The organism is Streptomyces sp. NPDC003284 (assembly GCF_053589675.1).
In genome coordinates, this window is record NZ_JBSFSI010000008.1 from 12,251 (window position 1) to 35,018 (window position 22,768).

The 22,768-nt window shown below is 70.5% G+C and carries 27 protein-coding genes, 1 tRNA gene and 1 pseudogene; 9 read left to right on the plus strand and 20 right to left on the minus strand.

All coding sequences use genetic code 11. The annotated features are described in order from the left end of the window. Window positions 1-5: 5 nt before the first annotated feature. The 5 genes from ACWDYF_RS18320 (at window position 6) to ACWDYF_RS18340 (ending at window position 4,953) form a co-directional block, all read left to right on the plus strand. Complete coding sequence (locus tag ACWDYF_RS18320; protein ID WP_389468824.1) at window positions 6-1,580, plus strand: complex I subunit 4 family protein; 1,575 nt, start codon at window positions 6-8, stop codon at window positions 1,578-1,580. After that, entirely contained in the window at window positions 1,577-3,100 is a 1,524-nt protein-coding gene (locus tag ACWDYF_RS18325) for an NADH-quinone oxidoreductase subunit N (protein WP_389468827.1), read from the plus strand. Before ACWDYF_RS18320 ends, ACWDYF_RS18325 begins: the two co-directional genes overlap by 4 nt. Before the next feature lie 189 nt (window positions 3,101-3,289). Continuing rightward, window positions 3,290-4,153 (plus strand): zinc metalloprotease HtpX, encoded by an 864-nt coding sequence (htpX, locus tag ACWDYF_RS18330; RefSeq protein ID WP_018564761.1) that lies wholly within the window; start codon window positions 3,290-3,292, stop codon window positions 4,151-4,153. Further along, entirely contained in the window at window positions 4,150-4,542 is a 393-nt protein-coding gene (locus tag ACWDYF_RS18335; protein ID WP_037887668.1) for a YccF domain-containing protein, read from the plus strand. The genes htpX and ACWDYF_RS18335 overlap by 4 nt, the downstream gene beginning before the upstream one ends. Before the next feature lie 144 nt (window positions 4,543-4,686). Beyond that, window positions 4,687-4,953 (plus strand): GlsB/YeaQ/YmgE family stress response membrane protein, encoded by a 267-nt coding sequence (locus ACWDYF_RS18340; RefSeq protein WP_018564763.1) that lies wholly within the window; start codon window positions 4,687-4,689, stop codon window positions 4,951-4,953. An 87-nt stretch (window positions 4,954-5,040) separates the two neighbouring features. Here the strand turns inward: ACWDYF_RS18340 and ACWDYF_RS18345 are convergent, their stop codons facing one another. After that, window positions 5,041-5,529, minus strand: coding sequence for a YajQ family cyclic di-GMP-binding protein (locus ACWDYF_RS18345; RefSeq protein WP_018564764.1), 489 nt, complete (start codon window positions 5,527-5,529; stop codon window positions 5,041-5,043). Between the two features lie 316 nt (window positions 5,530-5,845). Between ACWDYF_RS18345 and ACWDYF_RS18350 the strand changes: the two genes are divergently transcribed. Continuing rightward, window positions 5,846-5,927, plus strand: a tRNA-Tyr gene (locus tag ACWDYF_RS18350). 173 nt (window positions 5,928-6,100) lie between these two features. On the opposite strand, the gene ACWDYF_RS18355 is transcribed toward ACWDYF_RS18350, so the two are convergent. The 6 genes from ACWDYF_RS18355 to ACWDYF_RS18380 form a co-directional block, all read right to left on the minus strand. After that, complete coding sequence (locus ACWDYF_RS18355) at window positions 6,101-7,480, minus strand: tyrosine-type recombinase/integrase (protein ID WP_389468832.1); 1,380 nt, start codon at window positions 7,478-7,480, stop codon at window positions 6,101-6,103. A gap of 60 nt (window positions 7,481-7,540) precedes the next feature. Then, entirely contained in the window at window positions 7,541-7,729 is a 189-nt protein-coding gene (locus ACWDYF_RS18360; protein WP_389468835.1) for a helix-turn-helix transcriptional regulator, read from the minus strand. 174 nt (window positions 7,730-7,903) lie between these two features. After that, entirely contained in the window at window positions 7,904-9,061 is a 1,158-nt protein-coding gene (locus tag ACWDYF_RS18365; protein ID WP_389468838.1) for a DUF3631 domain-containing protein, read from the minus strand. Then, window positions 9,058-9,324: a hypothetical protein gene (locus tag ACWDYF_RS18370; RefSeq protein WP_389468841.1), complete on the minus strand. Its 267-nt coding sequence runs from the start codon at window positions 9,322-9,324 to the stop codon at window positions 9,058-9,060. Before ACWDYF_RS18370 ends, ACWDYF_RS18365 begins: the two co-directional genes overlap by 4 nt. A gap of 86 nt (window positions 9,325-9,410) precedes the next feature. Continuing rightward, a complete protein-coding gene (locus tag ACWDYF_RS18375; RefSeq protein ID WP_389468844.1) occupies window positions 9,411-10,301 on the minus strand; it encodes a bifunctional DNA primase/polymerase in 891 nt (296 codons plus the stop codon). Beyond that, window positions 10,298-11,101 carry a deazapurine DNA modification protein DpdA family protein gene (locus ACWDYF_RS18380; protein ID WP_389469152.1) on the minus strand — a complete coding sequence of 268 codons (804 nt, stop codon included), beginning with the start codon at window positions 11,099-11,101 and terminating at the stop codon, window positions 10,298-10,300. Before ACWDYF_RS18380 ends, ACWDYF_RS18375 begins: the two co-directional genes overlap by 4 nt. 201 nt (window positions 11,102-11,302) lie before the next feature. On the opposite strand from ACWDYF_RS18380, the gene ACWDYF_RS18385 reads away from it, so the two are divergent. After that, window positions 11,303-12,316 carry a hypothetical protein gene (locus ACWDYF_RS18385; protein ID WP_389468847.1) on the plus strand — a complete coding sequence of 338 codons (1,014 nt, stop codon included), beginning with the start codon at window positions 11,303-11,305 and terminating at the stop codon, window positions 12,314-12,316. 61 nt (window positions 12,317-12,377) lie between these two features. Here ACWDYF_RS18385 and ACWDYF_RS18390 read toward each other — a convergent pair whose 3' ends face one another. From ACWDYF_RS18390 to ACWDYF_RS18445, 12 genes and pseudogenes are all read right to left on the minus strand, one after another. Next, window positions 12,378-13,058, minus strand: coding sequence for a PP2C family protein-serine/threonine phosphatase (locus tag ACWDYF_RS18390; protein ID WP_389468850.1), 681 nt, complete (start codon window positions 13,056-13,058; stop codon window positions 12,378-12,380). Between the two features lie 23 nt (window positions 13,059-13,081). After that, window positions 13,082-13,372 (minus strand): hypothetical protein, encoded by a 291-nt coding sequence (locus tag ACWDYF_RS18395; RefSeq protein WP_389468853.1) that lies wholly within the window; start codon window positions 13,370-13,372, stop codon window positions 13,082-13,084. Between the two features lie 17 nt (window positions 13,373-13,389). Continuing rightward, window positions 13,390-13,848, minus strand: a complete 459-nt coding sequence (locus ACWDYF_RS18400) for a hypothetical protein (RefSeq protein WP_389468856.1) — start codon at window positions 13,846-13,848, stop codon at window positions 13,390-13,392. Between the two features lie 204 nt (window positions 13,849-14,052). After that, window positions 14,053-16,197, minus strand: a complete 2,145-nt coding sequence (locus ACWDYF_RS18405) for an ATP-binding protein (protein WP_389468859.1) — start codon at window positions 16,195-16,197, stop codon at window positions 14,053-14,055. A gap of 128 nt (window positions 16,198-16,325) precedes the next feature. Next, window positions 16,326-16,496 (minus strand): pRL2-8, encoded by a 171-nt coding sequence (locus tag ACWDYF_RS18410; RefSeq protein ID WP_389468861.1) that lies wholly within the window; start codon window positions 16,494-16,496, stop codon window positions 16,326-16,328. Window positions 16,497-16,499: 3 nt separating this feature from the next. Then, entirely contained in the window at window positions 16,500-16,817 is a 318-nt protein-coding gene (locus ACWDYF_RS18415) for a hypothetical protein (protein ID WP_389468864.1), read from the minus strand. Between the two features lie 55 nt (window positions 16,818-16,872). Next, window positions 16,873-17,697 carry a phosphoadenosine phosphosulfate reductase gene (locus ACWDYF_RS18420; protein WP_389468868.1) on the minus strand — a complete coding sequence of 275 codons (825 nt, stop codon included), beginning with the start codon at window positions 17,695-17,697 and terminating at the stop codon, window positions 16,873-16,875. Beyond that, entirely contained in the window at window positions 17,694-18,803 is a 1,110-nt protein-coding gene (locus ACWDYF_RS18425) for a conjugal transfer protein (protein ID WP_389468870.1), read from the minus strand. The genes ACWDYF_RS18420 and ACWDYF_RS18425 overlap by 4 nt, the downstream gene beginning before the upstream one ends. Further along, window positions 18,800-19,240: a hypothetical protein gene (locus ACWDYF_RS18430; protein WP_389468873.1), complete on the minus strand. Its 441-nt coding sequence runs from the start codon at window positions 19,238-19,240 to the stop codon at window positions 18,800-18,802. Before ACWDYF_RS18430 ends, ACWDYF_RS18425 begins: the two co-directional genes overlap by 4 nt. Beyond that, window positions 19,240-19,491 (minus strand): DUF6284 family protein, encoded by a 252-nt coding sequence (locus ACWDYF_RS18435; protein ID WP_389468877.1) that lies wholly within the window; start codon window positions 19,489-19,491, stop codon window positions 19,240-19,242. Before ACWDYF_RS18435 ends, ACWDYF_RS18430 begins: the two co-directional genes overlap by 1 nt. Window positions 19,492-19,700: 209 nt before the next feature. Beyond that, window positions 19,701-20,123, minus strand: coding sequence for an NUDIX domain-containing protein (locus ACWDYF_RS18440; protein ID WP_389468881.1), 423 nt, complete (start codon window positions 20,121-20,123; stop codon window positions 19,701-19,703). A 29-nt stretch (window positions 20,124-20,152) separates the two neighbouring features. Beyond that, window positions 20,153-20,420, minus strand: a pseudogene (locus ACWDYF_RS18445) (protein kilB); the annotation flags it as partial. Between the two features lie 547 nt (window positions 20,421-20,967). Between ACWDYF_RS18445 and ACWDYF_RS18450 the strand changes: the two are divergent. Next, window positions 20,968-21,735, plus strand: a complete 768-nt coding sequence (locus tag ACWDYF_RS18450) for a helix-turn-helix domain-containing protein (RefSeq protein ID WP_389468884.1) — start codon at window positions 20,968-20,970, stop codon at window positions 21,733-21,735. Beyond that, entirely contained in the window at window positions 21,735-22,208 is a 474-nt protein-coding gene (locus tag ACWDYF_RS18455) for an NUDIX hydrolase (protein WP_389468887.1), read from the plus strand. Before ACWDYF_RS18450 ends, ACWDYF_RS18455 begins: the two co-directional genes overlap by 1 nt. On the opposite strand, the gene ACWDYF_RS18460 is transcribed toward ACWDYF_RS18455, so the two are convergent. Next, window positions 22,196-22,765, minus strand: coding sequence for an HD domain-containing protein (locus tag ACWDYF_RS18460; RefSeq protein WP_389468890.1), 570 nt, complete (start codon window positions 22,763-22,765; stop codon window positions 22,196-22,198). The two genes, ACWDYF_RS18455 and ACWDYF_RS18460, sit on opposite strands and share 13 nt — an antisense overlap. Between the last annotated feature and the right edge of the window lie 3 nt (window positions 22,766-22,768).

A 22,768-nucleotide genomic window follows, 5' to 3' on the forward strand; every position in this document is an offset into this window, starting at 1 on the left:
CAGGCGTGATCGATATCAGCGAGTCAGTGATGCAGTTCCTTCTGGCGTTCCTCGTGGCCGGCCCGCTCCTGGGCGCGGCCGCCGCCCTCCTGCCCGCCCCGCCCGGACTGAAGGGGAAGTCGCCCGAGCAGGCCGTGCTCCGGCACGGGGTGACCGTCAGCGGTGTCCTGCTCGCCGCCGCGCTCGTCCTCGCGCTCGGCTTCGACCACGACCATCCGTCGAAGATGCAGGCCACGACGGACATCAGCTGGATCCCCGCACTCCATGTGCGCATCCACCTCGGCATCGACGGCATCTCGCTCCCCCTCGTCGTCCTGACCGCGCTGCTGACCTTCCTCTGCGCGCTGTACAGCTACTTCAAGCCGCCCGCGGGCCCGAGCCCCAAGGCGTTCGTCGCTCTGCTGCTCCTGCTGGAGTCCGGCACGCTCGCCACCTTCGCCGTCCTCGATCTGGTGCTGTTCTTCCTCGCCTTCGAGACGGTGCTCATCCCGATGTACTTCCTCATCGCCCGCTGGGGCGGCGCGGGCCGGCGGGCCGCGGCCTGGCGGTTCATCCTCTACACCCTCCTGGGCTCGGTCGTCATGCTGCTCGGCCTGCTCCTGATCGGGATCAAGGCGGGCACATTCGACATGGTGGCACTCGCCACTGACAACGGCCGGTCGCTGACCGCGTCCGTGCAGGTCATCGCCGTTCTGGCGATCGGTCTCGGGCTCGCGGTCAAGACCCCGATGTGGCCCCTGCACAGCTGGCTGCCGGACGCCCACACCGCAGCCCCGACCGTCGGCTCGGTCCTGCTGGCGGGCGTCCTGCTGAAGATGGGGACATACGGTTTCGTCCGGATCCTCCTGCCCGTCGCGCCGCACGGCTTCCACACCTTCGCGCCCTACCTCGCGGCCTTCGCCGTCGTCGGCATCGTCTACGGCTCCCTGGCCTGCCTCGCCCTGGCCCGGCGCGGTGCCCGGGGCGACCTGAAACGGCTCATCGCCTACTCCTCGGTCGGCCACATGGGCTTCGTGCTGCTCGGCATCGCCACCGCCACCCCGACCGGCGTCAACGGCGCCCTGTTCGCCAACATCGCCCACGGCCTCATCACCGGCCTGCTCTTCTTCCTGGTCGGCGGCCTCAAGGACCGCACCGGCAGCACCGACCTCGACACCCTCGCCGAGGAGTCCGGCGCCGCCCTGTACGGCAGGGCCCCGCGCCTGGGCGGCCTGCTCGCCTTCGGCGCGGCCGCCTCGCTCGGACTGCCCGGACTGGCCGGGTTCTGGGGCGAGATGCTGGCCCTGTTCGGCGCGTTCCGGCCCGCCGACGGCCTCAGCCGCCCCGCCTTCCTCACCTTCATGGCGATCGGCGCGTTCGGCACCCTGCTGACGGCCGCGTACATGCTCGCCGTGGTCCGCCGCGTCTGCATGGGCGCCGCCGCGTCCGAGACCCCGGAACTGCCCGACGTGCGCGGCTTCGAGTTCGCGGCCTGGACCCCGCTCGTCGCCCTGACCGTCCTCGCCGGGCTCTGGCCCAAGGCCCTGCTCGGGCTCACCGACCCGGCCGTGCAGCAACTCCTCGCGGGAGGCACCCGATGAGCGTCCTGGCCCAGTCGCCGGTCGCGTCGGCGGTCCAGTCCGTCGACTGGCTCGCCGTCGCGCCGCCCGCCCTCACCGCGGTGACCGCCCTGGCGGTCCTGGTCGCCGACCTCTTCGTCCCGCGGGCACGCAAACCCCTCCTCGGCTGGGTCTCCGTCGCCGGACTCGCCGCCTCCGCGCTGCTCCTGCTGCCCCTCCTGGACGGCGACCGCGGCACCTTCTGCCGGTACCGGCAGCCCGGCGTGTGCAGCTACACCGCCGACCACTTCACCCTCGTCATCCAGTTCCTGGTGCTGGGCGGCGCCCTGCTGGCGGCCCTGCTGTCGGTCACCGCCCTCAAGGACGCGCGCGGCGGACTCCCCGAAGGGGAGTACTGGTTCCTGCTGCTGTCCGCCACCGCCGGAGCCGCCCTGCTGCCCGCCGCCCGCGACCTGGCCACCCTGATCGTCGCCCTGGAGGTCGCCTCCCTGCCCGCCTTCGCCCTCGTGGGCCTCAGGCACGGCGACCGCAGGTCCTCCGACGCCGCCCTGAAGTTCTTCCTGTCCTCGGTCACCGCCACCGCCGTCAGCCTGCTGGGCGTCAGCTTCGTCTACGCCACCACCGGCACCCTGTACCTCACCCAGGTGGCCGACCGCCTCCCGCACGTCGCCGGGCAGTTCCACACCCTCGCCCAGACCGGCGTCGTCCTCACCCTCGTCGGCTTCGCCTTCAAGCTCGCCGCCGTCCCGTTCCACTTCTGGGTCCCCGACACCTATGTGGGCGCGCCGCTGCCGATCGCCGCCTATCTGTCGGTCGTCGGCAAGGCGGTCGGCTTCACCGGCCTGATCCTCGTCACCGTCGTCGCGTTCCCCTCGTACGCCGACGTCTGGGGCCCGGCGCTGGCGGCGCTGGCCGCGCTCACCATGACCGTCGGCAACGCCGGTGCCCTGCGGCAGAGCGCCACGCGCGCGTACGGCGCGGTCCGGCTGCTCGCCTGGTCCTCCGTCGGCCAGGCGGGCTACCTCCTGGTGCCGCTCGCGGCGGCCGGGTACACCGACGACCCGCGCGGGACCGTCGGCTCCACCGTCGCGTACGCCCTGATGTACGCCGCCGTGAACCTCGGTGCCTTCGCCGTGGCCGCGCTCGTGGGCCGCGCCCGGCCCGGCAACCGCCTCGCCGACTACCGCGGCCTGTACGCCGCCCACCCGGTGTGCGCCCTGCTGCTGGCCTTCTTCCTGCTGTGCCTGGCCGGGCTCCCGCCCGGGGTCATCGGCCTGTTCGCGAAGGTCACCGTCTTCTCCGCCGCGGTCGGCGCCGGACTCGGCTGGCTCGCCGTCCTCATGGCCGTCAACGTCGTGGTCGCGCTGTACTACTACCTGAGGTGGACGGCCCTGCTGTTCCGCGCGCCCGAGGGCGAACCCGTCCGGCACCGCGTCCCGGCGCCCCTCACCGCCGCGCTCGCCCTGACGGGCGTCCTGGGCGTCGCCCTGTCCGGCGCGCCCCAGCTCGTGCTGCGCTTCGCGGGCGGCGGCCTGTTCTGACCCGCCCGGCCCCGGGCACCCGACGCGCACTCACCCGGACGGCCCGCGCGCCGTCGCACCGACCGGGGAACCCGGGGCGTTCGCCTGGCGTTGACCAGTACGGAAGGGTCCACTGGACGTGACACCACACACCAGTGGACCGCACAGCAAGCGAAGGGTTCCCCTGCCGCACCACTTGGAGGGCGTACCGTGCACCGCCGGCACAACGGGCTCAGGACCGCAGTACTCCTCGGGGGACTGTCCGCACTCATCATCGTCATCGGCAGTTTCTTCGGCCGCACCGGCCTGGTCGTCGCCGTCCTCATCGCCCTCGGCACCAACGCGTACGCGTACTGGAACAGCGACAAGCTGGCCCTGCGCGCGATGCGGGCCCGCCCGGTCAGCGAGTTCGAGGCACCGGCCCTGTACCGGATGGTCCGCGACCTCTCCACCCAGGCCCGCCAGCCGATGCCGCGCCTATACATCTCCCCGACGGAGGCGCCCAACGCCTTCGCCACCGGCCGCAACCCGCGCAACGCCGCCGTGTGCTGCACGGAAGGCATCCTGCGCATCCTGGACGAGCGCGAACTGCGCGGTGTCATCGGCCATGAGCTGAGCCATGTCTACAACCGAGACATCCTGATCTCCTCCGTCGCCGGCGCCCTGGCGTCCGTGATCATGTTCCTGGTCAACTTCGCCTGGCTGATCCCGGTCGGCCGCTCGGACGACGACGAGGGCCCCGGCATCTTCGGCATGCTTCTGATCATGATTCTCGGCCCGTTCGCTGCGACCCTCATCCAGCTGGCCATCAGCCGCTCCCGGGAGTACGAGGCCGACGCCTCCGGCGCCCGCATCACCGGCGACCCGCTCGCCCTCGCCAGCGCCCTGCGCAAGCTGGAGGCGGGCACCCAGCAGCTCCCGCTGCCCCCGGAGCCGCGCATCGAGACGGCGAGCCACATGATGATCGCCAATCCCTTCCGCCCGGGACAGGGACTGTCGAGAATGTTCTCCACGCACCCGCCCATGGCGGAGCGCATCGCCCGACTCGAACAGATGGCAGGTCGCCGACAGTGAAGACAATCCTGAACGTCATCTGGCTGGTGCTGAGCGGCTTCTGGCTGTTCCTCGGCTATCTGGCGGCCGGGGTGCTGCTGTGCATCACGATCATCGGCATCCCGTTCGGCATAGCGTCCTTCCGCATCGGCGTCTACGCCCTGTGGCCCTTCGGGTACACCACGGTCGAGCGCCGCGACGCGGGCGCGCCGTCCTGCGTCGGCAATGTGCTCTGGCTGGTCCTGGCCGGGTGGTGGCTGGCGCTCGCCCACATCGTGACGGGCGTCATGCTCTGCGTCACGATCATCGGTATCCCGTTCGGCATCGCCAACTTCAAGCTCATCCCGGTCTCGCTGCTCCCGCTGGGCCGCGAGATCGTCCGTACCGACCAGCCCTTCGCGACCCGCTGAACCGGCGCATCCCGGCGTGCCGGGACCCTCGCCGGATGCAACCGTGGGGACCGGCCGCGGCGTCTTCCCCGACGACACGGTGCGAACACGCGTGTGGCACTCACGGGCGACGACCGAGGTCGCCGGGAAAGGCAGGTTCGGGACATGGGCGTCATCAGCTGGATCATCCTGGGACTGTTGGCCGGGGCCATCGCGAAGATCCTGCTGCCGGGCCGCGACCCCGGCGGCTTCATCGGCACGACCCTCATCGGCATCGCCGGTGCCTTCGTCGGCGGCTGGATCTCCGCCCGCTGGCTGGACCACCCGGTCACCAAGCACTTCTACGACGGCGCCACCTGGGCGGCGGCCATCGGCGGCTCACTCGTCCTGCTGATCGCCTACCGCCTCCTCTTCGGCAACTCACGCGACTGACGCGAGGCGCTGCCACGGCGCGGCGGACGCACACAGGGGTGGGCACCGGTACTCCCGGTGCCCACCCCTGTGTGCGCTGTGCCGGTCCTACCGGTAGTTCACGAACTGGAGCGCGAAGTCGAAGTCCTGGCCCTTCAGCAGCGCGATCACGGCCTGGAGGTCGTCCCGGCTCTTGGAGCTGACCCGCAGCTCGTCGCCCTGCACCTGGGCCTTGATGCCCTTGGGGCCCTCGTCGCGGATGAGCTTCGCCACCTTCTTGGCGTTCTCCTGGGAGATGCCCTCCTCGACGGAGGCGAAGATCTTGTACTCCTTGCCGGACAGCTGCGGCTCGCCCGCGTCCAGGGCCTTCAGCGAGATGCCGCGCTTGATCAGCTTGGACTGGAAGACGTCGAGGACCGCCTTCACCCGCTCCTCGGAGTTCGCCTCCATGAGGATCTTCTCGCCGGACCACGAGATCGAAGCGCCCACGCCCTTGAAGTCGTAGCGCTGCGAGATCTCCTTGGCGGCCTGGTTGAGGGCGTTGTCGACCTCCTGCCGCTCGACCTTCGAGACGATGTCGAAACTGGAGTCGGCCATGTCCTGTGGCTCCTTGTATCGGGGTGGGTCGAAGTACGTGACGCGTGCGGGCCGGCGGGCGTGGGGAAGCCGCCTGCCCCCGGCCGGCAGGCCCGGGTCCGCATCCGCCCCAGCCTAGGCCCTGTCGTGGTCTTCCCGCCCGTCCCCGGGGTGCCTGTCGGCCGTCCCCGGTCCACCGGCCGCCCGCTCCCGGGCGCGGACGGCCCGGCTCCGGGACACCGGTCAATCGGGTGGCGAAGCACCCCTGTGCATCGGGTATTGTTTACGTCGTTGCCACAGAGCACCGCCGAAAGGCAGTGCGACGGCAGCAAACCCCGGCGGTGTGCCCGAGCGGCCAAAGGGAGCAGACTGTAAATCTGCCGGCTCAGCCTTCCCAGGTTCGAATCCTGGCGCCGCCACACTGGGGAAGACCCCCTCCGGCCAGCCTCTTCGGCTGGTCAGAGGGGGTCTCTTCGTTTTCGGCTGCTGCTCGATTCAGTGTGGGATTCGGGCGGGCTGTCTCACCCTGTACCGCCTGAATCCCAGCTCTGATCAGGGTGTGTCCCCCAGGTGTCCCCCGGGGGAAGCCCGGTCACTCGGGCTCGTTCCACTCGCGCAGTGCCGCGTCGATCCGGCTGTTCGCTCGCTCGCGGGTCTGGTCCAAGACCTTGGCGTACACCTTGTGCAGTACCGCGATGCTGTGACCGGCCCGGCGCGCGCACTCCATCGCGTCCACTCCCGAGCTGAGCCAGAAGGAGACGCCAGCGTGACGGAGGTCATATGGGCGTCGGGCGAGTAGAGACGTCGTCTCAGCTTCGGTCAGGACGTTCTCACGGGCCTTGGCCCACACCTCCCCGTAGCCGGTCTCTTGCAGGACACCCCCGCGGGTGGTCCGGAACAGTCGGCCGTCAGGTGCTGTGCCGTGCGTCGCGAGGTGCTGTCGGAGCATGCGCACGAAGTGGGGAGGGATGGGCACCGGGCGCGAGTCCTTCACAGCGCGCGCCTTCAGGTGACGGGTTTCGTGGGCCGTCCCGTCGTCAGTCCAGTTCCGTCCGGCCCGGACGACTCCCTGACGAAGGGTGAGGGTGCCCCAGCCCTTGTCGGGCAGGTGGCACTGAGTGGAGCGGAGCGCGGTGGCTTCCGCCGGCCGCATGGCCGCGTAGTACAGGCACCCGAAGAACGCTTCGAGCTGTCGTCCCCGCGCCCCCTGCTCGCGCACCCCGACCAACAGGGCCCGCACCTGCCGCGGGTTGGCGACGCTCTCGGGGTCGACCTCTTCCACGGCTTTCGGCGCCGTCCACTTCACCGCGGTCAGGGGATTCACCGGAATGGTGAAGAGGTGTTCTTCCACGGCGAGTCCCAGCACATCACTCAGGCAGGCGCGCTTCCGCTTGGCAGTGCGGGGCGCGGCTGTCTTCCCGTCCATCTTCAGGGACAGGGCGTCGAGGGCTAGACGGACCGTCGCGGGGTCCTCCAGGGCCGATACCGGCATGGAGTGCTTGGCCATCCAACGGAGAGCTTGGGCGATGTCGTCCGGCGGTGTCTGATCCCACCGGTTTCGGTTGTAGGCCCACCCGTACAGCGCGCGCCGCAGCAGCGCCGCGTCCGGCATCCCGACCTTCGTCTTCACGAGCGCAGGCGTGATCGTGGCCAACGCGTCGGCGTAGTTCTTCCGGGACTTCGCCGGTGCCTGCGGCCACTTGCGCTCGATGTAGGAGCGGGTGTGGTCGTACCAGGTGATGGAGCCCTGTTTCGCCCGCAGCTCGGACACGGGAAGGCCGGTCTCCTCGTCGAACTGCTCACCGCGTCGGACAGCGGCCATCATCTCTGAGCGTCGGCCGTCAGCCTGCACCTTGAGCTTGTAGCTCTTCGAGTGCTTCCGCTCTCCGACCAGCCACCGGACGCGGAAGGGCTTCGGGCGGTCTTTGCGCACTTCGAGCGAGTAGACGCGGATGTCGTAGGTCAGTGCCATGCGTACTCCAAAGAGGGCCCGCCGGTTGGCGGGCCCTCACGGGTTTGGTGCGGGAGGCGGTCAGGCGGCGGTCTCTTCCATGGATGACCACCAGGCGTCCAGGTCGCTGCGGCGGCAGCGGAGCTGTCCGTTGGGGAGCTTGATGAGCTTGGGGGCGTTGCCGCGGGCGCGCATGCGGTAGAAGGCGGCGCGGCTCATCTCGATCTCTTCGAGGACTTCGGGGAGCTTGAGCATCTTGGTGCCGGCCAAGGTGGCGACTCCTTCTCAGGGGGAGGCGTCGGGGTCCGTCTCAGAAGTCCGCTACATCCGCTACGCCGCTACATTGCAGGTCAGCGGGTGGGTTTTTGTAGCGGAGGTGTGGCGTGTAGCGGCTACGCACGCGCCACGGGGTGACGGGCGTAGCCGCTACACGCTTCGGTGCCGCTACAGATTCGGGGCCTCTGAGCTGGGCTGTAGCGCTGTAGCGGCAGTAGCGCTCTCCTGGGGTGGCGGGCAGTAGCGTGCCCACGCGTCCGTCAGGTCGTCCGCGTGGAATCCCTTGAGGACTCCGCCGGCGGTGCGGATGTTGCGGGAGCGGATCGGCTCGTTGTCGGCCGTCATGTACTCCCCGAGCAGCCGCGAAAGGCGCCGGTTGTCGAGCGGCTTGCCGTCCAGGTCGGCCCACGGCGCGTCGTCCAGGGCGTTGAGCCGGTCCAGGATGGCGATGGTGGGAAGGCGGTCGATCCCGATAAGCACGTGATCGCGCAGGTCGGTCAGCAGCCGGATTCCGAGACTGTGCTTGTCGGTGGTCTGCGACGCGGTGACCAGCGTCACGCACGCTTCGCGGGCGCGGCGGGGCCAGCCCCCGCCGGCGGCGTCGGCGACGGCGAGCAGGGGTTCCCACACGTCCGCCGGCCGGTCGGTGATGCCGTCGGGCATCTCCGGCCACGCACCCATGACGAACCCCCGTGCGTGCTCGGCCCACTGGGCAAGCCGGTCACGGAGCTTGTGCCCCTCGGCCTCGTGGACGCGGGCGCGGAAGGGCTCCACCTTCTCGTTGCGGGCGCGGCGGCGCATACGCACGATGACGGAGCGAGTCATGATCGTGTCGGGCAGGGACCCGAGTCCCGCGACCGCGACCGCGCAGTACGAGGGGAACGCCTGCACCGTCTGGTTGCCCCCGTCCCCGATGCACCGGTAGGTGACCCCGGAGCGCCGGTGGCCGGCGTTCAGGAACCCGCGCAGTTCCTCGTTGTCCCCCGCCTTAGGGCCGAAGATCGTATCGATCTCGTCGAAGAGGATCGTGGGGCGTCCATCGGCGCCGGACACGGCCCGGAACAGGGCAGCAGCGGACGCGTTGACGGCGGTCATCGGGTGTGGCACAAGGGTTTCCACGATCTCCAGCGCCCGCGACTTCCCCGACCCCGGTTCGGGGGAGAGGAAGGCGAGACGCGGGGTGGAGTCGAAGCAGTCGAGCAGGTGGGCGTGGGCGTCCCACAACGCCACGGCGACGTAGGCGGCTTCGGTGGGGAAGACGTTGAAGCGTCGGTGGAAGGCTTCGACCTCGTTGAGCAGCGCTGCCCCGTCGATGGTGGCGGTCATGCTGCGGCCCTTTCTTCCTGGGTGGTGCGCAGGGGGCAGGTGTCGCGGTGGGTGGTGTGGGCGTCGATCAGCGCGAGGACGCGGGTGTGGCCCACGGCGCTGCGGTCCCAGCCGCACAGGCATCGCGAGGTCGCGGTGGGCGTGGCGCCCCGGGGCGTGCTGATGTGCAGCCAGGCGACGGGGTAGCGGCCGTCTCCCGGGCGCGGGTCAGGGCGAAGAGTAGTGCGGACGCCCTGACGGGCGGCGACTTTCGGCCCGCCCACGCCCACCGCGGGTACCGCGGGTTCGGCGGCATGGGGGCCAGCGGGGGTGAAGGACTGGCCTTCCAAGGGGGAGGTTGGACGGGGGCTCATGCCGCCTCCCGGGGGCGGGCTTTGCGCAGGGAGCTGTCCAGGGCGCTGCGGATCGTGGCGCGGCACTCGGCAGCGGTCAGCCCCCGGGCCTCTCCCGCCCCTTGGAAGGCGTCCTCTACCACCGGCCGGGGGAGGTCGCCCCACGCGACGAACCGCCCCACCTTGAACGCGCACCGGTTCAGCGTGACGTTGCGCAGCCCGTCCGGAGCGGCGGTGACCACCGCGCACTCCGCCTCAAGTGCCGCCAGGGCCGCGCGACTCCCGCCCACTTCGGGGAGTCTGAGCGGTCCCGGGGGAGCGGTAGGGGCCGGTTGCAGAACGGCGTGTAGCCAGGCGGGCAGAACGGTGGCCGCGGTGCTGTTCAGGGCCTCGTACGGACCGGTGGGAAGCGCGCTGCCGGCGGCAACGACGTAGCCGCCCCACGCACGGGTGTCCACCGAGTCCGCGATGGTGCCTGCGGTGTTGGTCAGCCGCACTCCGTCCGGAGCGGCGAAGTACAGGTGCTGTCCGCCGCTCGCGGTCCGCACCCGGTAGGTGTCGGGGACGGCGTGCCCGGCGCGCTCGCAGAGCGCCCGAAAGGTCGTCGCGCCGCAAGGCGCGTCCGAACTGCCCTTGTCCTTGGGCATGTCCAGGTCCACGACCAGCAGCCCGGACGGCCCAGTCGCCACCCCGACGTTGAACGGCGCCCGCGACCACGCCGCACGGATGCGGTCGGGGTCGGTGGTGGCGCGCTCCCCCCATTTCAGATGCCCGTGCGCGCACGGGCCGGTGCGGGGGCAGGCGGTCTCTCCGTGGAGGGCGGGCCGCTTGGTGCCGGGGCGCAGGGGGAAGACGTGCCAGCCGCGTCCGGCCGCATCCAGGGCGGCACGCATCAGGGACCCGTTCATGCGGCGCTCCCTTCGGCGAGCAGCGTCTGCCGGTGCTTGGGGATGGCGGCGAGTACGCGGGTGCGCCAGTTCAGGGCGTAGTCGATGCAGTTCGCGCAGTTCTTGTGCGTGTGGCCGGGAAGCGGGGGCCGGCGGCGGGCGTGGGAGCTCCAGGCGGCGGAGTCTGCGGAGGCGAGCAGGTGCCCGACGCGTTCCAGTCCGAGGATCTTGAAGCCGAAGCCGTGCAGTTTGAGGCCGTGGGCGGCCATGGCGGTGACGATCACGGCGCCCTGCCGGGTGGACTGCAACCGGCACACGGACCCAAGACCGACGATCGGTTCGGCCCGCAGGTCGACGCCGGCCCTGTCGTACAGCTCAAGGCAGCGCTCGTACGCCGGGATGCTGTCTCCCTGCACAACAGGCGCGATACGCAGGTCGGGGGCCAGGGAGCGCAGTTCGAGGAAGTTGTCCACCGTGCGGCGCTGGTGCTCTTCCACGCTCAGGTGGGTGCCGACGAAGCGCTGTCCGCCGAAGGTGCCGCCGTGGATGATGGCGGCCTCGCACATCCAGTCCTGCTGCGCGGCCCAGTCGTAAGGGCCGACGTGCTCCCAAATGCGGCGCAACGAGTCAACGTACTGGCGCGGGGTGCGGGTCCAGGCGCCCTTGTTCTTCAGCTCCATGAATCCGCCGGAGTCGATGGCGTAGGGGCCGCGGGCCACGTCCCACTTGACGGCCCGGTCCCAGTGCTCCGACTTCAGGAACAGCGGCACGTCGGTGAGCCGCAGCCAGTGCCGCTTGTGCGTGGTCAGGTAGAACCGCATCCCGTCCACGGCGGGAGCTCCTGCCGGAAAACCCCGCGGAAAGGAGATGGGTTGCGTCATGCTGGAGACCTCCACTGTTCAGTTGGATGGGTGGAGTGGAGGGCGGCCCCGATTCATTGGCGTGAGGGGGGTCGCCCTTTTGCCCGCTGCCGGCCTAGAGCGGGTCGGCGGGTTGTCAGTGGTGGCGGTTATGGTCAGCGCATGCTGACGACCGTTGAACTTGTGCCGGGCATGGTGACGAGCCGCGAGGCCATCGCGGCGGCTTTCGGCTGCGGCACGTTTCAGGGAATCGAGCCGGCCGCCGAAGCAGGCAAGGTGTTCGTGTACTCCGACCCGTCCGCGGGCGCGGAGTACGGCTACACCTTCGATGGCCGCGCGGAGGACGACGAATTCGGACCGTTGTACCTGTACACCGGTGCCGGTACGAAGGGGGACCAGAAGCCTTCGGACCGGAACGGGTCCTTGCTGACCGCGGAGGCAAAGAACCGGGAGATCCATCTGTTCGTCGCGGACGGCAAGGCACCCGACAGCGGAGCCAAGCAGCAGCGGTACATCGGGCAGATGATCGTGGACAAGATCACGCCCTACGAGGTGCACCGCAGTCCGGACAAGGACGGCGTGATGCGCAACGTCCTCGTCTTCCGGTTCCGGCCGGCGCCGGGAACGACGCCGGCGTGGACGGACGCGGACTGGCAGAAGCCGGCCAGCAAGTCCGGAAGCGTGATCACTGCCCCGGTCGTACCGGTTCCGGAGCCGGTAGTGCTGCCCAAGCAGAGCAGCGCGAAGGTGACGAAGACCGAGCAGCACACGGCGACGGAAACCGTCGCGGAGATCCAGGCCAGTCAGCGCAAGATCCTGCTGCGTGAGGGCGAGTTGGTCAATGCGTTCGTCGCGCATCTGACCGCGGCCGGCCATGAGACGCACGGCTTCGAGTTCGCCATCGAAGGTGAGCCCGGAACCCTGAGGCCCGATCTGTACGACGCGACGGACCACGCCTTGTACGAGGCGAAGGGCCTCACGACCCGGGCCAACGTTCGCATGGCCATCGGACAGCTTGCCGACTACCGGCGCCGCGTCCCCAACAAGGAGACCCTGCGCGTCGCGGTACTCCTGCCGAGCCCGCCCACCCCCGACGTGCAGCAGCTCCTCGCAGAGCAGCACATCGCCCTCGTCTACCAGACCGAAGACGGCTTCGCCGGCTGGCCCCTCGACTGACCAACCCCGCCGTCAGGGCGGTCCGGCTCTCCGAAGAGCCGGACCGCCCTGGATCGTTCAGCTAGCGGCGGATGACGATAACGGTGGCGTCGTCGCGGTAGCCCTCGTCGTCGGGCTGCGCGGCGGCGACCAGGGCGTTGGCGAGGGTCTGCGGGTCGTCGGCGTGCTGGCGGGTGAGGGTTTCCAGCCGGCCGTGGGGGACCTGGTCGTGGACGCCGTCGGAGGTAAGGATGACCAGTGGCTCGATGATGTCGAGTTCGCGGGTGGTGGCGACGGTGGCGGAGTGCAGGGAGACGCGGACCCAGTCGTCGTAGTGGGCGGCGATCTCCACGGGCGGGCCGTACTGGCGCAGCCACTGGCCCATGGTCTGGTCGGTGCTGTGCTGGGTGAGGCGGTGGCCGTCGTAGCCGTAGGCGCGGCAGTCTCCGACCCAGGCGACGCGGATGCCGCCCGGCCAGCCGGTGTAGGCCACGACCCCGACGGCGTTGGCCTCGTCGCCGTCGGCGCCGGTGTCGGCGACGAGGAGGGCGGCGCTGAGGAGTCCGGCGAGGGCGCCGCGATGGGCGGTGTAGCGGGCGGCGGCCTCGGCGAGCAGGGGTGCGGTGGCGGAGGTGTGCGGGCCGTGGCCGATGCCGTCTACCAGGGCGGCGCCGACCGTGCCGTCAGCGAGGACGTACACCCTGGCCGCGTCGGCGTTGTCGGCGGCCGTACCCTCGCGCGTCGCCATTGCGGTGCGAATCACGAATGCTCCTTCGCGGGGGGTGTTCAGAACGGGGGCTCGTCGCTGTACCGGCTGGTGGACCAGGGGTCGCGGCCGGGGGTGCGGCGGCGCAGCCGGCGGGGTAGGCGCGGCAGGGGCAGCAGCACGAGGCGGCGGTTCTCGTCCCAGCAGGGGCAGGGGTCCCAGTCGGTGCCCGCGTACTCGCCGGTCTCGTGGTCGCCGTAGTCGTACTGATGGCCGCCCGCGCCGCCGCAGTCGGCGCAGCGCGGGTCGGGGGTGTCGGCCAGGATCAGGGCGGGGCGGGGCAGCGTGACGCGCTGCAAGCGAAGTCGCACGGGGTCTCCTGTCGTGGTCAGCCGTGGAAGTGGTTGCGTTTGAAGACCGCGCGCCGGATGTTCACCGTGGTCCCGCCCCGGTGCCCGCTCGTCCCGAGGACCTGGACGGCGATCCAGCCGCCGAAGACGACGGCGGCCAGGATGATGAGCTGGGTGATGAACGCGGTGAGGGCGGCGATGAACGCGGTCAGCAGGAACAGCCCCCCGCACACCGCGCCGAACCCGATCCCGCCGAGGGCGACGTTCACGGCGGTGCGGGAGACGGCCGGCTTCGCGGCGGCCGGCTGGGTGGGGTGGACGGCGTAGCCGGTGACGACCCGGCCGTCCGGCAGGACGATGCTCGCCACCGCCGGAACCTGCTCCGGCTGGACCGGGACGAGCGGCGCGGGGGCGGTGGTCGCGGGCGGGAGCGGTGTGGGCCGGTGGACCTGCGGGGCCCGGATCGCGGGCGGGTGGGGGGCGTGTTCGGGGTGCATGCGGAATCCCTTCCGGTGCTCGGTCAGGGAGGCGGAGACACAGCCTGCCGGGTGGGCTGTGGAGGGGGTTTCAGGGGCGCCGGACCGGCCGCCTCCCTGCCTCCCTGATGGATCATTTGGGCTGGTCAGGGCCAGGTGGGCGGGGCAGGGAGGGGGTCAGGGAGTTCTCCCTGCCTCCCTGGCCCGCCGGGGCTGGCCTCCCTGCTACTCGGCAGCGGAAGCGGAATCCGCGTTGTCGCGGTCGGCGAGGGCGCGGGCGATCCGGTCGCGGGCGACGACCATGCGGCCATCGGACTTGTACGGCTCCGCGCCGGTCCCGGCCAGGACACGCTTCAGGTCCAGGAACGACCACGTCCCGTAGGTCTCGGAGTCCAGGGCGGACAGCCGCTTCAGCACGTCCTGCGTGACCAGCCGGGACGCGTCCCCCAGGACGGCGGCGATGTCCGCGAGCGGGTCGCGTTCCTGGCCGTGTTCGATGAGGGTGAGGGTGGTGACGCCGTCGCGCAGGGCCTTGGCGCGCTCCGCGAGTCCGGCCGCGTCGTCGGTGCTGATGTAGTGCGTGCGCACCGTGACGGACGACTGGCCCTTGGGGATCTCGATGCCGTCCGAGGCGACGATGACCGTGCCCTTGTCGAGTCCGGGGCGCAGCAGGTGCGGGGCGGCGCCGCCGTCCACGGCCTTGTCCCCGAGCGCCATGCGGGCCTGTGACTCGGTGCCGAGTGCGAGGCTGGCGCGGGTGTGGGCGCCTTCGCGGACCAGCTTGGGGAGATTCTGGTCGGTGGGGTCCTGGGTGCCCTGCCACATCAGGACGTTCACGGCCCGCCCCTGGTTGTGGATCTTGCGGACGGCCATGAAGTACCGGCTGGTGGCTTTGGAGCCGCCGTAGGGGGCGCCTTCCTTGACCTTGCCGTCCTCGGTGACGTGGCTGGTCCTGACGGGGCACATGAACGCGACCTGTGCTTCGTCCACGATGACGACCAGCAGCGGGAAGACGGTGCCGGGCGGGGCCTGGAGACGGCGGTTCATCTCCTCCACCGCGTCCTCCACCATCTCGGTCACCTCGATGACGTGGTCGTCGGTCGGCCCCTGGATCAGCCGGGAGGCGAGCCCGTCGAACATCGCCCAGTCGCCGGCGCCCTTGAGGTCACCAAGCCAGAACTGCACAGAGCGGTCCAGGGCCAGCCACAGGGCCAGCGCCCGCAGCGCGGCGGTCTTGCCCTGGTTCGACAGACCCGTGATCAGCAGATGGCGCTGGTAGACGGACAGGGCCGCCGCGTCGCCGCGCAGATCCTGCCCCCACGGCGCACGGCCCTTGGCGTAGTCGGCGGTCATCGTCTCGTCGATGACCAGCGGGGACGGACCGATCGGCTCGTCCAACGCCCCCGAGTCCGCGACCCACAGCCGCACGGTCCGCGCGGCCTGGGGGATGGTGATGAACACCTCGTGCTCATGCCTGCTCAGGTTCTCCGCGAGCTTGCGCCGCTTGGCCTGGATCTCGTTGGTGGACACCCCGGAGGGAAGGGTGACATCGACCTCGACGCCGCACCCGGCGATGGTGATGGGGCCGAGCATGGCGGCGCCGGCGTCGCCCATCTCCTTGATGGCGTTGCGCAGCGCGGAGACGCCGAGGTCGCGCAGGGCCTTGACCACGATGGACGGCGTGACCGGCTCGCCCTCCCCGGACCGGGCGTGGGCGGGCAGCGCCCACTGCGGGGCGGCCTGCTGCTTGCTGCCCACCGCCCACAGGGCCAGCAATGCCAGGAACGGGCCGACCGAGACCAGCGGCCCCCACACCACCCGCACGATCGTGACCATGAGGCTGATGAACTCGACCACGGCCATGAGCGGCGTGACCACCTCGGCCGGGTCCTTCGTGGCGACGGCCAGGGCGACACCGAGCAGGACCAGGCCCCCGATCCCGGCGCCGGTGCCGACAGCGGCGCCCTTCGCCGCGGCGAGCGGGGAGTGCAGCAGGTCCATACGGCGCCGGTGGCGGGCCTCGCGGTAGCGCTGCCCGCGCTCCTCCCACTCCGCCGCCGCCTCGTAGTTGCCCGCGGCTTCCGCCGCACGCAGCATGCGTTCATAGCGGGCGGCGGTGCGGCCGTCCCACGTCCGCTTCGCGACGATCCGGGCCCCGCCGACGACGTAGAGACCGTGCCGGACCGCCAGTCGTGCGGCGGTGCGGGTGTTCTCGTGCGAGACGGCGGCGCGGACCGCGCGTCCGGAGCGCACCCACAGGGGCACGGCCGGCGGTGTGGCGGGCGGGTCGGGGACCACGGTCAGGTCCGGGCGGGCGGTTTCCTGGGACGAGTCGGGGGTTTTGTGCAGGTGAACGACGGTTCCGCTCATGACGGAACACACTCCAGACTGCCCCCGGCCAAGGGGGCGGAAGATGAGGGGGCCCGGGGCGGCCGTGGCGGCCCCGGGCGATCGAGAGACGCGCGGCCGTGCGGGTCAGGCGGCGCGGGCGGGCGCGGTCACCACCAGCGGGACGGCTTGCCCGGGACGAGGTACGGGTGGCCGTTGCGCATGTGGTCGACGCACGCGGGGCAGTCCTCGCGCGGCTTGAGCCTGCGGTGGATGCTCCGGTCGTGGGCGTGCTGCCAGCACTGCGGGCACTCACCCGGCGGCGTCTGCTGCGGGGCCACGGGTCACCACCAGCCGGACGACTTCTTGGCGGACTTGGCGGCGGCGGCCTCGTTCACGATCCGCTGCCGCTCGGTCTGAAGCGCGGTGATCTCCGCGATCAGCCGGGTCTCGGCACTCGACCAGGCGGTCTCAAGGCGGTGGTCGGCGCGGTCGGTGCTGCGGCCCCGCAGCACCGAGTACGAGCCGCCGGCCATAGCGCCGAGGATCGCGCGGCGCTCGCGGCCGTCCAGCGGCCACAGCTCCTTCTGCCGCACCGCTTCCAGCTTGCGGGTCGTCTCCCGGATCGCACGGTCCAGGCGACGGGTGTCGGGCTTGCCCATGATGGGTCTCCTCCAAAGACATGCACGAGTGGGGAAGGTGCCGGGGCGGGGCCCGTCAGGTCATGCACCAGCCGGAATCACAGCCGGAGTCCCACTCGTCGAACGGGAGGGTGTCCACGCCGTCCGGGATCGCGGCGCGCAGAGGCCGGTTGAACCGGGTCAGCCAGACGTGGTCCTTGCCGAGTTCGTCACGGCGCCGGTTGAGGAGTTCTTCGAGCTGGCACGCCTTCTCGAACAGCTCTGGCTGGTTGCGGCGCATGTCGTGCCAGGTCTCGGGCCGGTGGAAGGGGCAGAACCAGCACGACGACTTCGGCGGCACCGGCAGCCCGGCGGCGCGGATGATGCGGGCGCAGTCGATCCGGCGGATCCCGCGTTCCAGCAGCGGGTACTCGATCCGCTCGTGCGGCTCGCAGCGCCGGTTGTTCGCGCGGCCGATCTCGTCCAGGCTGATCCCGATGCCGACCGTGGCCGGGGCGTCCTTGGTGGCACCGCGCCGTTTGAGTTCGTCGGCGATGACCTTGATTTTGAACTGGGCCGTGCAGGAGCGGGTGCCGGGGGCCCCGTTCGACATGCGCACCGGGATCTTCAGCGACCGCGATCCCTCCCGGGTCAGGTCCTGCAAGAGGGTGCGAACCTCACCCGAGCGCTTCATCACCCGGTCCAGAACGACCAGCTCAAGGCCGTGTTCCAGGGCGTAGGGGATGGCGTACCGGCGCAGGTAGGCGAGAGTGCCGGGGTGCTCGGAGTCGTCCCCGACGTTGGCCATCAGGAAGGTGCGGTAGTCCAGCTCACCGCGGGCGGCGAGGACCAGGGCGGCAGTGGACTGCACCCCGCCGCCGAAACTGAACGACGTCACCGTGTCCGTCGTGGGCGTGGTCATCCCGCCACCTCCACCGTGCGGGCCCGCTCGGTGAGCAGGGTGTCCCGCAGCATGCGGGCGTTGGCCGGGGAGGTGCGCAGGGTCCGGCGGATGCCCTCGGCGGTCACCTTCGCGTCCGGCCAGTCGGCCGTCACCGTGCGCGTCTCAGCGAGCAACTGATCGGGCGTGCGCTTGGGCCGGGTGGGCTTGGCCGCGTCAGGTACGCGGCCGGTGGCGCGGCGCGGCCGGGTCGACTCCGCCGCCACCGCGCGCCGCTCGATCGAGGCGACCGGAGCGGGGCCGGCCGGCGGCAGCGGCTTGAGGTGCGGAGTCGACTTACCCAGGTCGACCGCGACCGGATCGGGCACGGTCAGCCGGGTCAGTGTCACCACCGGGTCCGGCGTCGATTCCGGCAGGTCAGCCATAGACTGTTTCGTATCGGTCTCGGTAGATTCCTCCGCATCCGTGACCGGTGCGGGATCGGGGACGGCGCCGCCGAACATCGACGCCAGTGCGGCATCCGCGCCGGCGGTGACCCGCTCGCGCTGCACGTCCAGCAGCCTCGATCCCAGCGTGTGGTCACCGGTGCCGACCCGGCGGGCCAGACGCCACGACTTGCGCTCCGACCACTTCTTGACCAGGTCGCTGGGATGGCTGGCGGCCACGGCCCGGTGATAGGCCAACTGCCGCACGACCGACGCCGCGCGGGCCTCTGCCTCGGCATCGCGGCCATCGGTGTGCACCACGATCCTGCGGGCCAGGAACGCCATGCCCTCGGCGGACACGCACATGCCCATCGGAGTCACCGCGTAGATCACGGTGCGTCCGGCGTCCGGGCCTGCCATGGCCGCCATGATCGATGCGGCGGCGGGCAGGGCCCACAGCCCGAGACGGACGATCCTCGGCGAGGACTGGCCCAGCATCGTCAGCCCGAGCAGGACCAGACCGAGAACAGCGGTGGCACCCTCACCGGCCGCGACCGCACCCAACGCGGTCCCGGCCCCATACGCGTGCCCGATGTTGCTGAACGTGCCGTACCCGCCGATGCCGCCGACAGCGGCCATGATGACGAACGCGGCCCCGAGCACGATCCGTTGCGGAGTGGTCAGGGTCTTCACGGTGCTCACGACCGGCCCTCCCGCCACGGGAAGGGCCGGGTGTGGTGGGCGGCGCGGAAGAGCCGCACGGCCAGCCCCACGGGAGCTCCCGGCTTGGGGACCGGGTGGGTCCCGGTGACGGAGGCGAGCAGGCGCACAGCGTGGTGCTCGCAGCCGTCGACGCCGGCGTTCGCGCGGTCCAGGACGGTCACGACGACCGGCCCGTCACAGGGGGTAGGGTCCTCCGGGTGCGCGGCCGGGCACCGGGACACCACCGGCCCCGGCCCGGCCGCCTGCCCACCGTCCCCGTCGACCAGGTCGACCAGGGAGGTCTCAAGGCGTCCGATCATGCGGGTCATGGCGGTCCCGTCCAGCAGGTCCACGTCCTGGGCAGCGGCCAGCGTCTCGCGGGCCGCCGCCACCCGGCACCGCTCGAAGCGGCTCAGGTCGAAGCGGGAGCGGGTCATCACGCGGCCTCCCCCGGGGTGCGGTTGACCAGCGCGACCCGCGCGGCCAACGCCCGCCGCCGCGCCCGCCGGATCCGCCGCACGTCCAGCTCGGACGGGATGCGGTCCAGGGTGACGATCTGCGCGTCCAGCAACTCGACGTCCGCCAGGATCACGGGCATCTCGTGCTCGATGGCGTCCAGTTCCGCGTCCGTGGGTTCCTTCCACGAAGCGAGCGCGGTGACGGCGCCCTGGACAGTAATGTGAGTCATGGGTCGTGGTTCTCCCTAGCAGGTGGCAACGGCCCGAACTGCGCCTCCGGTGTTCCCGCACCGGGGGCGCTCGCCGTTGAGATGAGAGGGCCGCACGAGTAGTGCGGCGGGCCGCACGCGAGGCGGCCAGTGCCCCGGGCCGGATCCGATCCGGCGCCTTCACGACCCCGCCGAAGGCGGGACTGGGGCAGGTGTGCGGGTTGAGCTGTTCAGGCGGTCTGGGTTGCGGCGGCGAGGATCGCGGCGTGGTCGAACGCGAGCGGCGGCAGCGCGTCCAGGGGCCACCAGCGGGCGGCGCTCGCGTCGTCCCCGGCCGTGGCCGGGGTCCCGGCTGGGACGAGGGCGAGGTAGGCGCAGGTGACGTACCGGCCGCGCGGGTCGCGGTCGGGGCGGTCGAAGGTGCCGATCTGCCGCAGGCCGGCCGCCTCCGCGTGCACGCCGGTCTCCTCGGCCAGCTCGCGCACGGCCGCCGCACGGCTGGTCTCGCCCGGATCCACATGCCCGCCGGGCAGGGCCCACGCCCCCTCGAAAGGCGGCCAGCCTCGCTCGATCAGCAGCACTCGCCCATCAGGGGTGCAGGCCACGACATCGGCGGTGTAGCGGATCGTCTCGAACGCCTCGGTGGTGCTCAACTCTGTTTCCCTTCGGTATCGGGCGGACGGGGGCGGGTCAGAAGAGCTTGGAAGCTTCGAGTCGCGTGGCTCTCCGCCCGCGCCGCCTCGTAGCCGGCCACATCCGCACCGGCAAGCCGCAGATCCTCACGGACCCACATCGCACGACGGTGGTCGGCCAGCGCCACCGTCAACGCGGTCACCGCCGCCAGACGGTCGCGCCGCAGCGCCGACCGGTCCGTCCCCCGCTGCTGAAGCACATCACATCGTCACGGAACCCAGCAGAGCACCCACCACGGCAATCACGCTCTCCCACATGAGCAACCCCCTTTGAAACGGTGTTCGGCGTTTCCGGCTCCCCTCGGCGCCGCTCGTACGAGACGAGCAGCGGAGGCAACCGGCCGCCGCGACCAGCACGGCGGAAGGGCTGAGGTTCGAAGCGCGGCAGGTGCCGCGAAGGTTCTGCGGTTTTCAGATCACGCGATGCCAGTCGCCGCCCCCGCAGGGGCGGATCCGGGCAGGTCACCCGGCCCGACATGGGCGGTCGGGGTGGTGACCCGCACCCATCGACCGCACATGTTCATGCGGCTGGGTCGGCACTCTGTTGAGTTCTTCGCAGTGCGGAATCCGGGCCAAGCCATCCGGGCACTGACTGAGGAACATGTAGTACGTGTTCCTCATCATGCAGAGAGCGGTCCGCCCCGTCAAGTCCTTCGACTCTGTGGAGTTCGGCGATCCCCTCACCGCGACGTACCCACAGACTCGCGCTGTCGGCGACGACACTCGACTCCGCATCTGTACGACTTGGGTCGTTCTTGGCTAGCGTGAAGTCGTACCAAGTCGTCTCAGGCAGACGGAGGTTGGCATGGCGAACGAGCGACTGCGGGGCGCGATCGTTGACCTGGGCCTAACTCTTGACGAGGTCGCCGAACGGCTTGGGGTCGCTGCGAAGACGGTCGAACGTTGGATCAATGACCCCGAGCGGAAGCCGTACCGTCGCTTCCAGTACGCGACTGCCTCACTGCTCAAGTGCGAGGTGTCGTACCTATGGCCCGACGAACGCACCTCTGCTGAGGTCACGGCGTCCGGCAACGCTGAGTTGGTGCGTCTGTATCCGCATCGGTCAGTCGTCGCACCATCGCTGTGGACCAGCCTCTACGCCAAGGCGACGCGCCAGTTCGATGTGCTGGTGTACTCCGGGTTCTGGCTAACGGAAGACGCGGCTTTCCATCGCATCGTGAAGGAGAAGTCTGCCGACGGCGTACCCATCCGATTCATGCTGGGAGAGCCCACGTCAGCAGCCGTAGCCATCCGTGGAGAAGACGAGGGCATCGGCACCACGATGGCGGGAAAAATCCGCAACGCCCTCATCAACTACGGTCCGCTCTTCGGTCTGCCCGGTGTTGAGTTCCGGTTGCACGCGACCACCCTGTACAACTCCCTCTACCGAGCCGATGACGAGTTGCTGGCGAACGGCCACCTCTACGGTGTGGGCGCCTACATGGCCCCCGTGCTGCACTTGCGGCGGGTGCCCGGTGGCGAACTCTTCGACGCCTACGCTGAAAGCGTCGAGAGGATCTGGGAAACCGCCCGCCCGATCTCCTCGCCCGCCGACTGGGAAGGTCCGCAGTGATGACCCGTATCGACTACTTCCGCGACCCGGATGCGCCGACGGCCAACTCTGTGGTGCCCTCAGTCACGGTGGTTGTCCGGGACGGGGCGGGACGGCTCCTTCTCATCCACAAGACCGACAACAACCTCTGGGCCCTGCCCGGCGGAGGCCACGACATCGGCGAGCGCATCAGTGACACCGCCGTTCGGGAGGTTTTGGAAGAGACGGGGATTCAGGTGGAGGTCGACAGCATTGTCGGGCTCTACACCGACCCTGAGCACGTGTTGGCGTACGACGACGGGGAGGTCCGGCAGCAGTTCTCCATCTGCTTCCGCGCGCACCCCGTCGGCGGCTCCCTGCGTACGAGCAGCGAATCGAAAGAGGTCCGCTGGGTCGACCCAGCGGACCTCGACCGGTTGGACATCCATCCGTCGATGATGCTTCGGATTCAGCACGGCCTGGATGAAGCGTGGCGACAGCCCTACATCGGCTGACTGCCGGCGGAGACTTCCCGGGCCCGTTCCTCTACACGCCTCGCGGCTGCATGAATCTCGGGGGCAGCACGCTCGATGAAGCGGCCCACGATCGTTTCCGGGCCGTATCGCTTCACGATCTCGTCCAGCCGTTCGGTCGGCGTGGTCCGCGTCCCGTCCGGCGTCGTCGTCATGTCGCAGTAGATCAGTGCGTCAACGAGGTCCGGACGCTCAAGCTGGAACTCGGTCTCCAGTTCCTTCCTCAGCCCACGTTCCTCAGCCTCCAGAAGGGCGCAGGAGTGATGGGCGACCAGTCGCACGACGCGCTCGTCCGCCGCTTCCTGGTCCCTAAGGAATCTCGCGCCGTCCAGCGGATGGAAGCCGGTGGTAGCAATGGCTGGCGAGTAGCCGACGTCATGCAGCACAGCAGCGGCTTCCAGAAGTTCTGCGTCGTCGCCCAGGATGGGGCTTAGAGAGCGCGCGCACTTGGCCACCCCAAGCGAGTGTGCCCAGCGGCGTGGCAACGGTTCGGACAGCATCGCTTCAGACAGCGAGTACGCCCACTCAGTCAGTCCCATGGC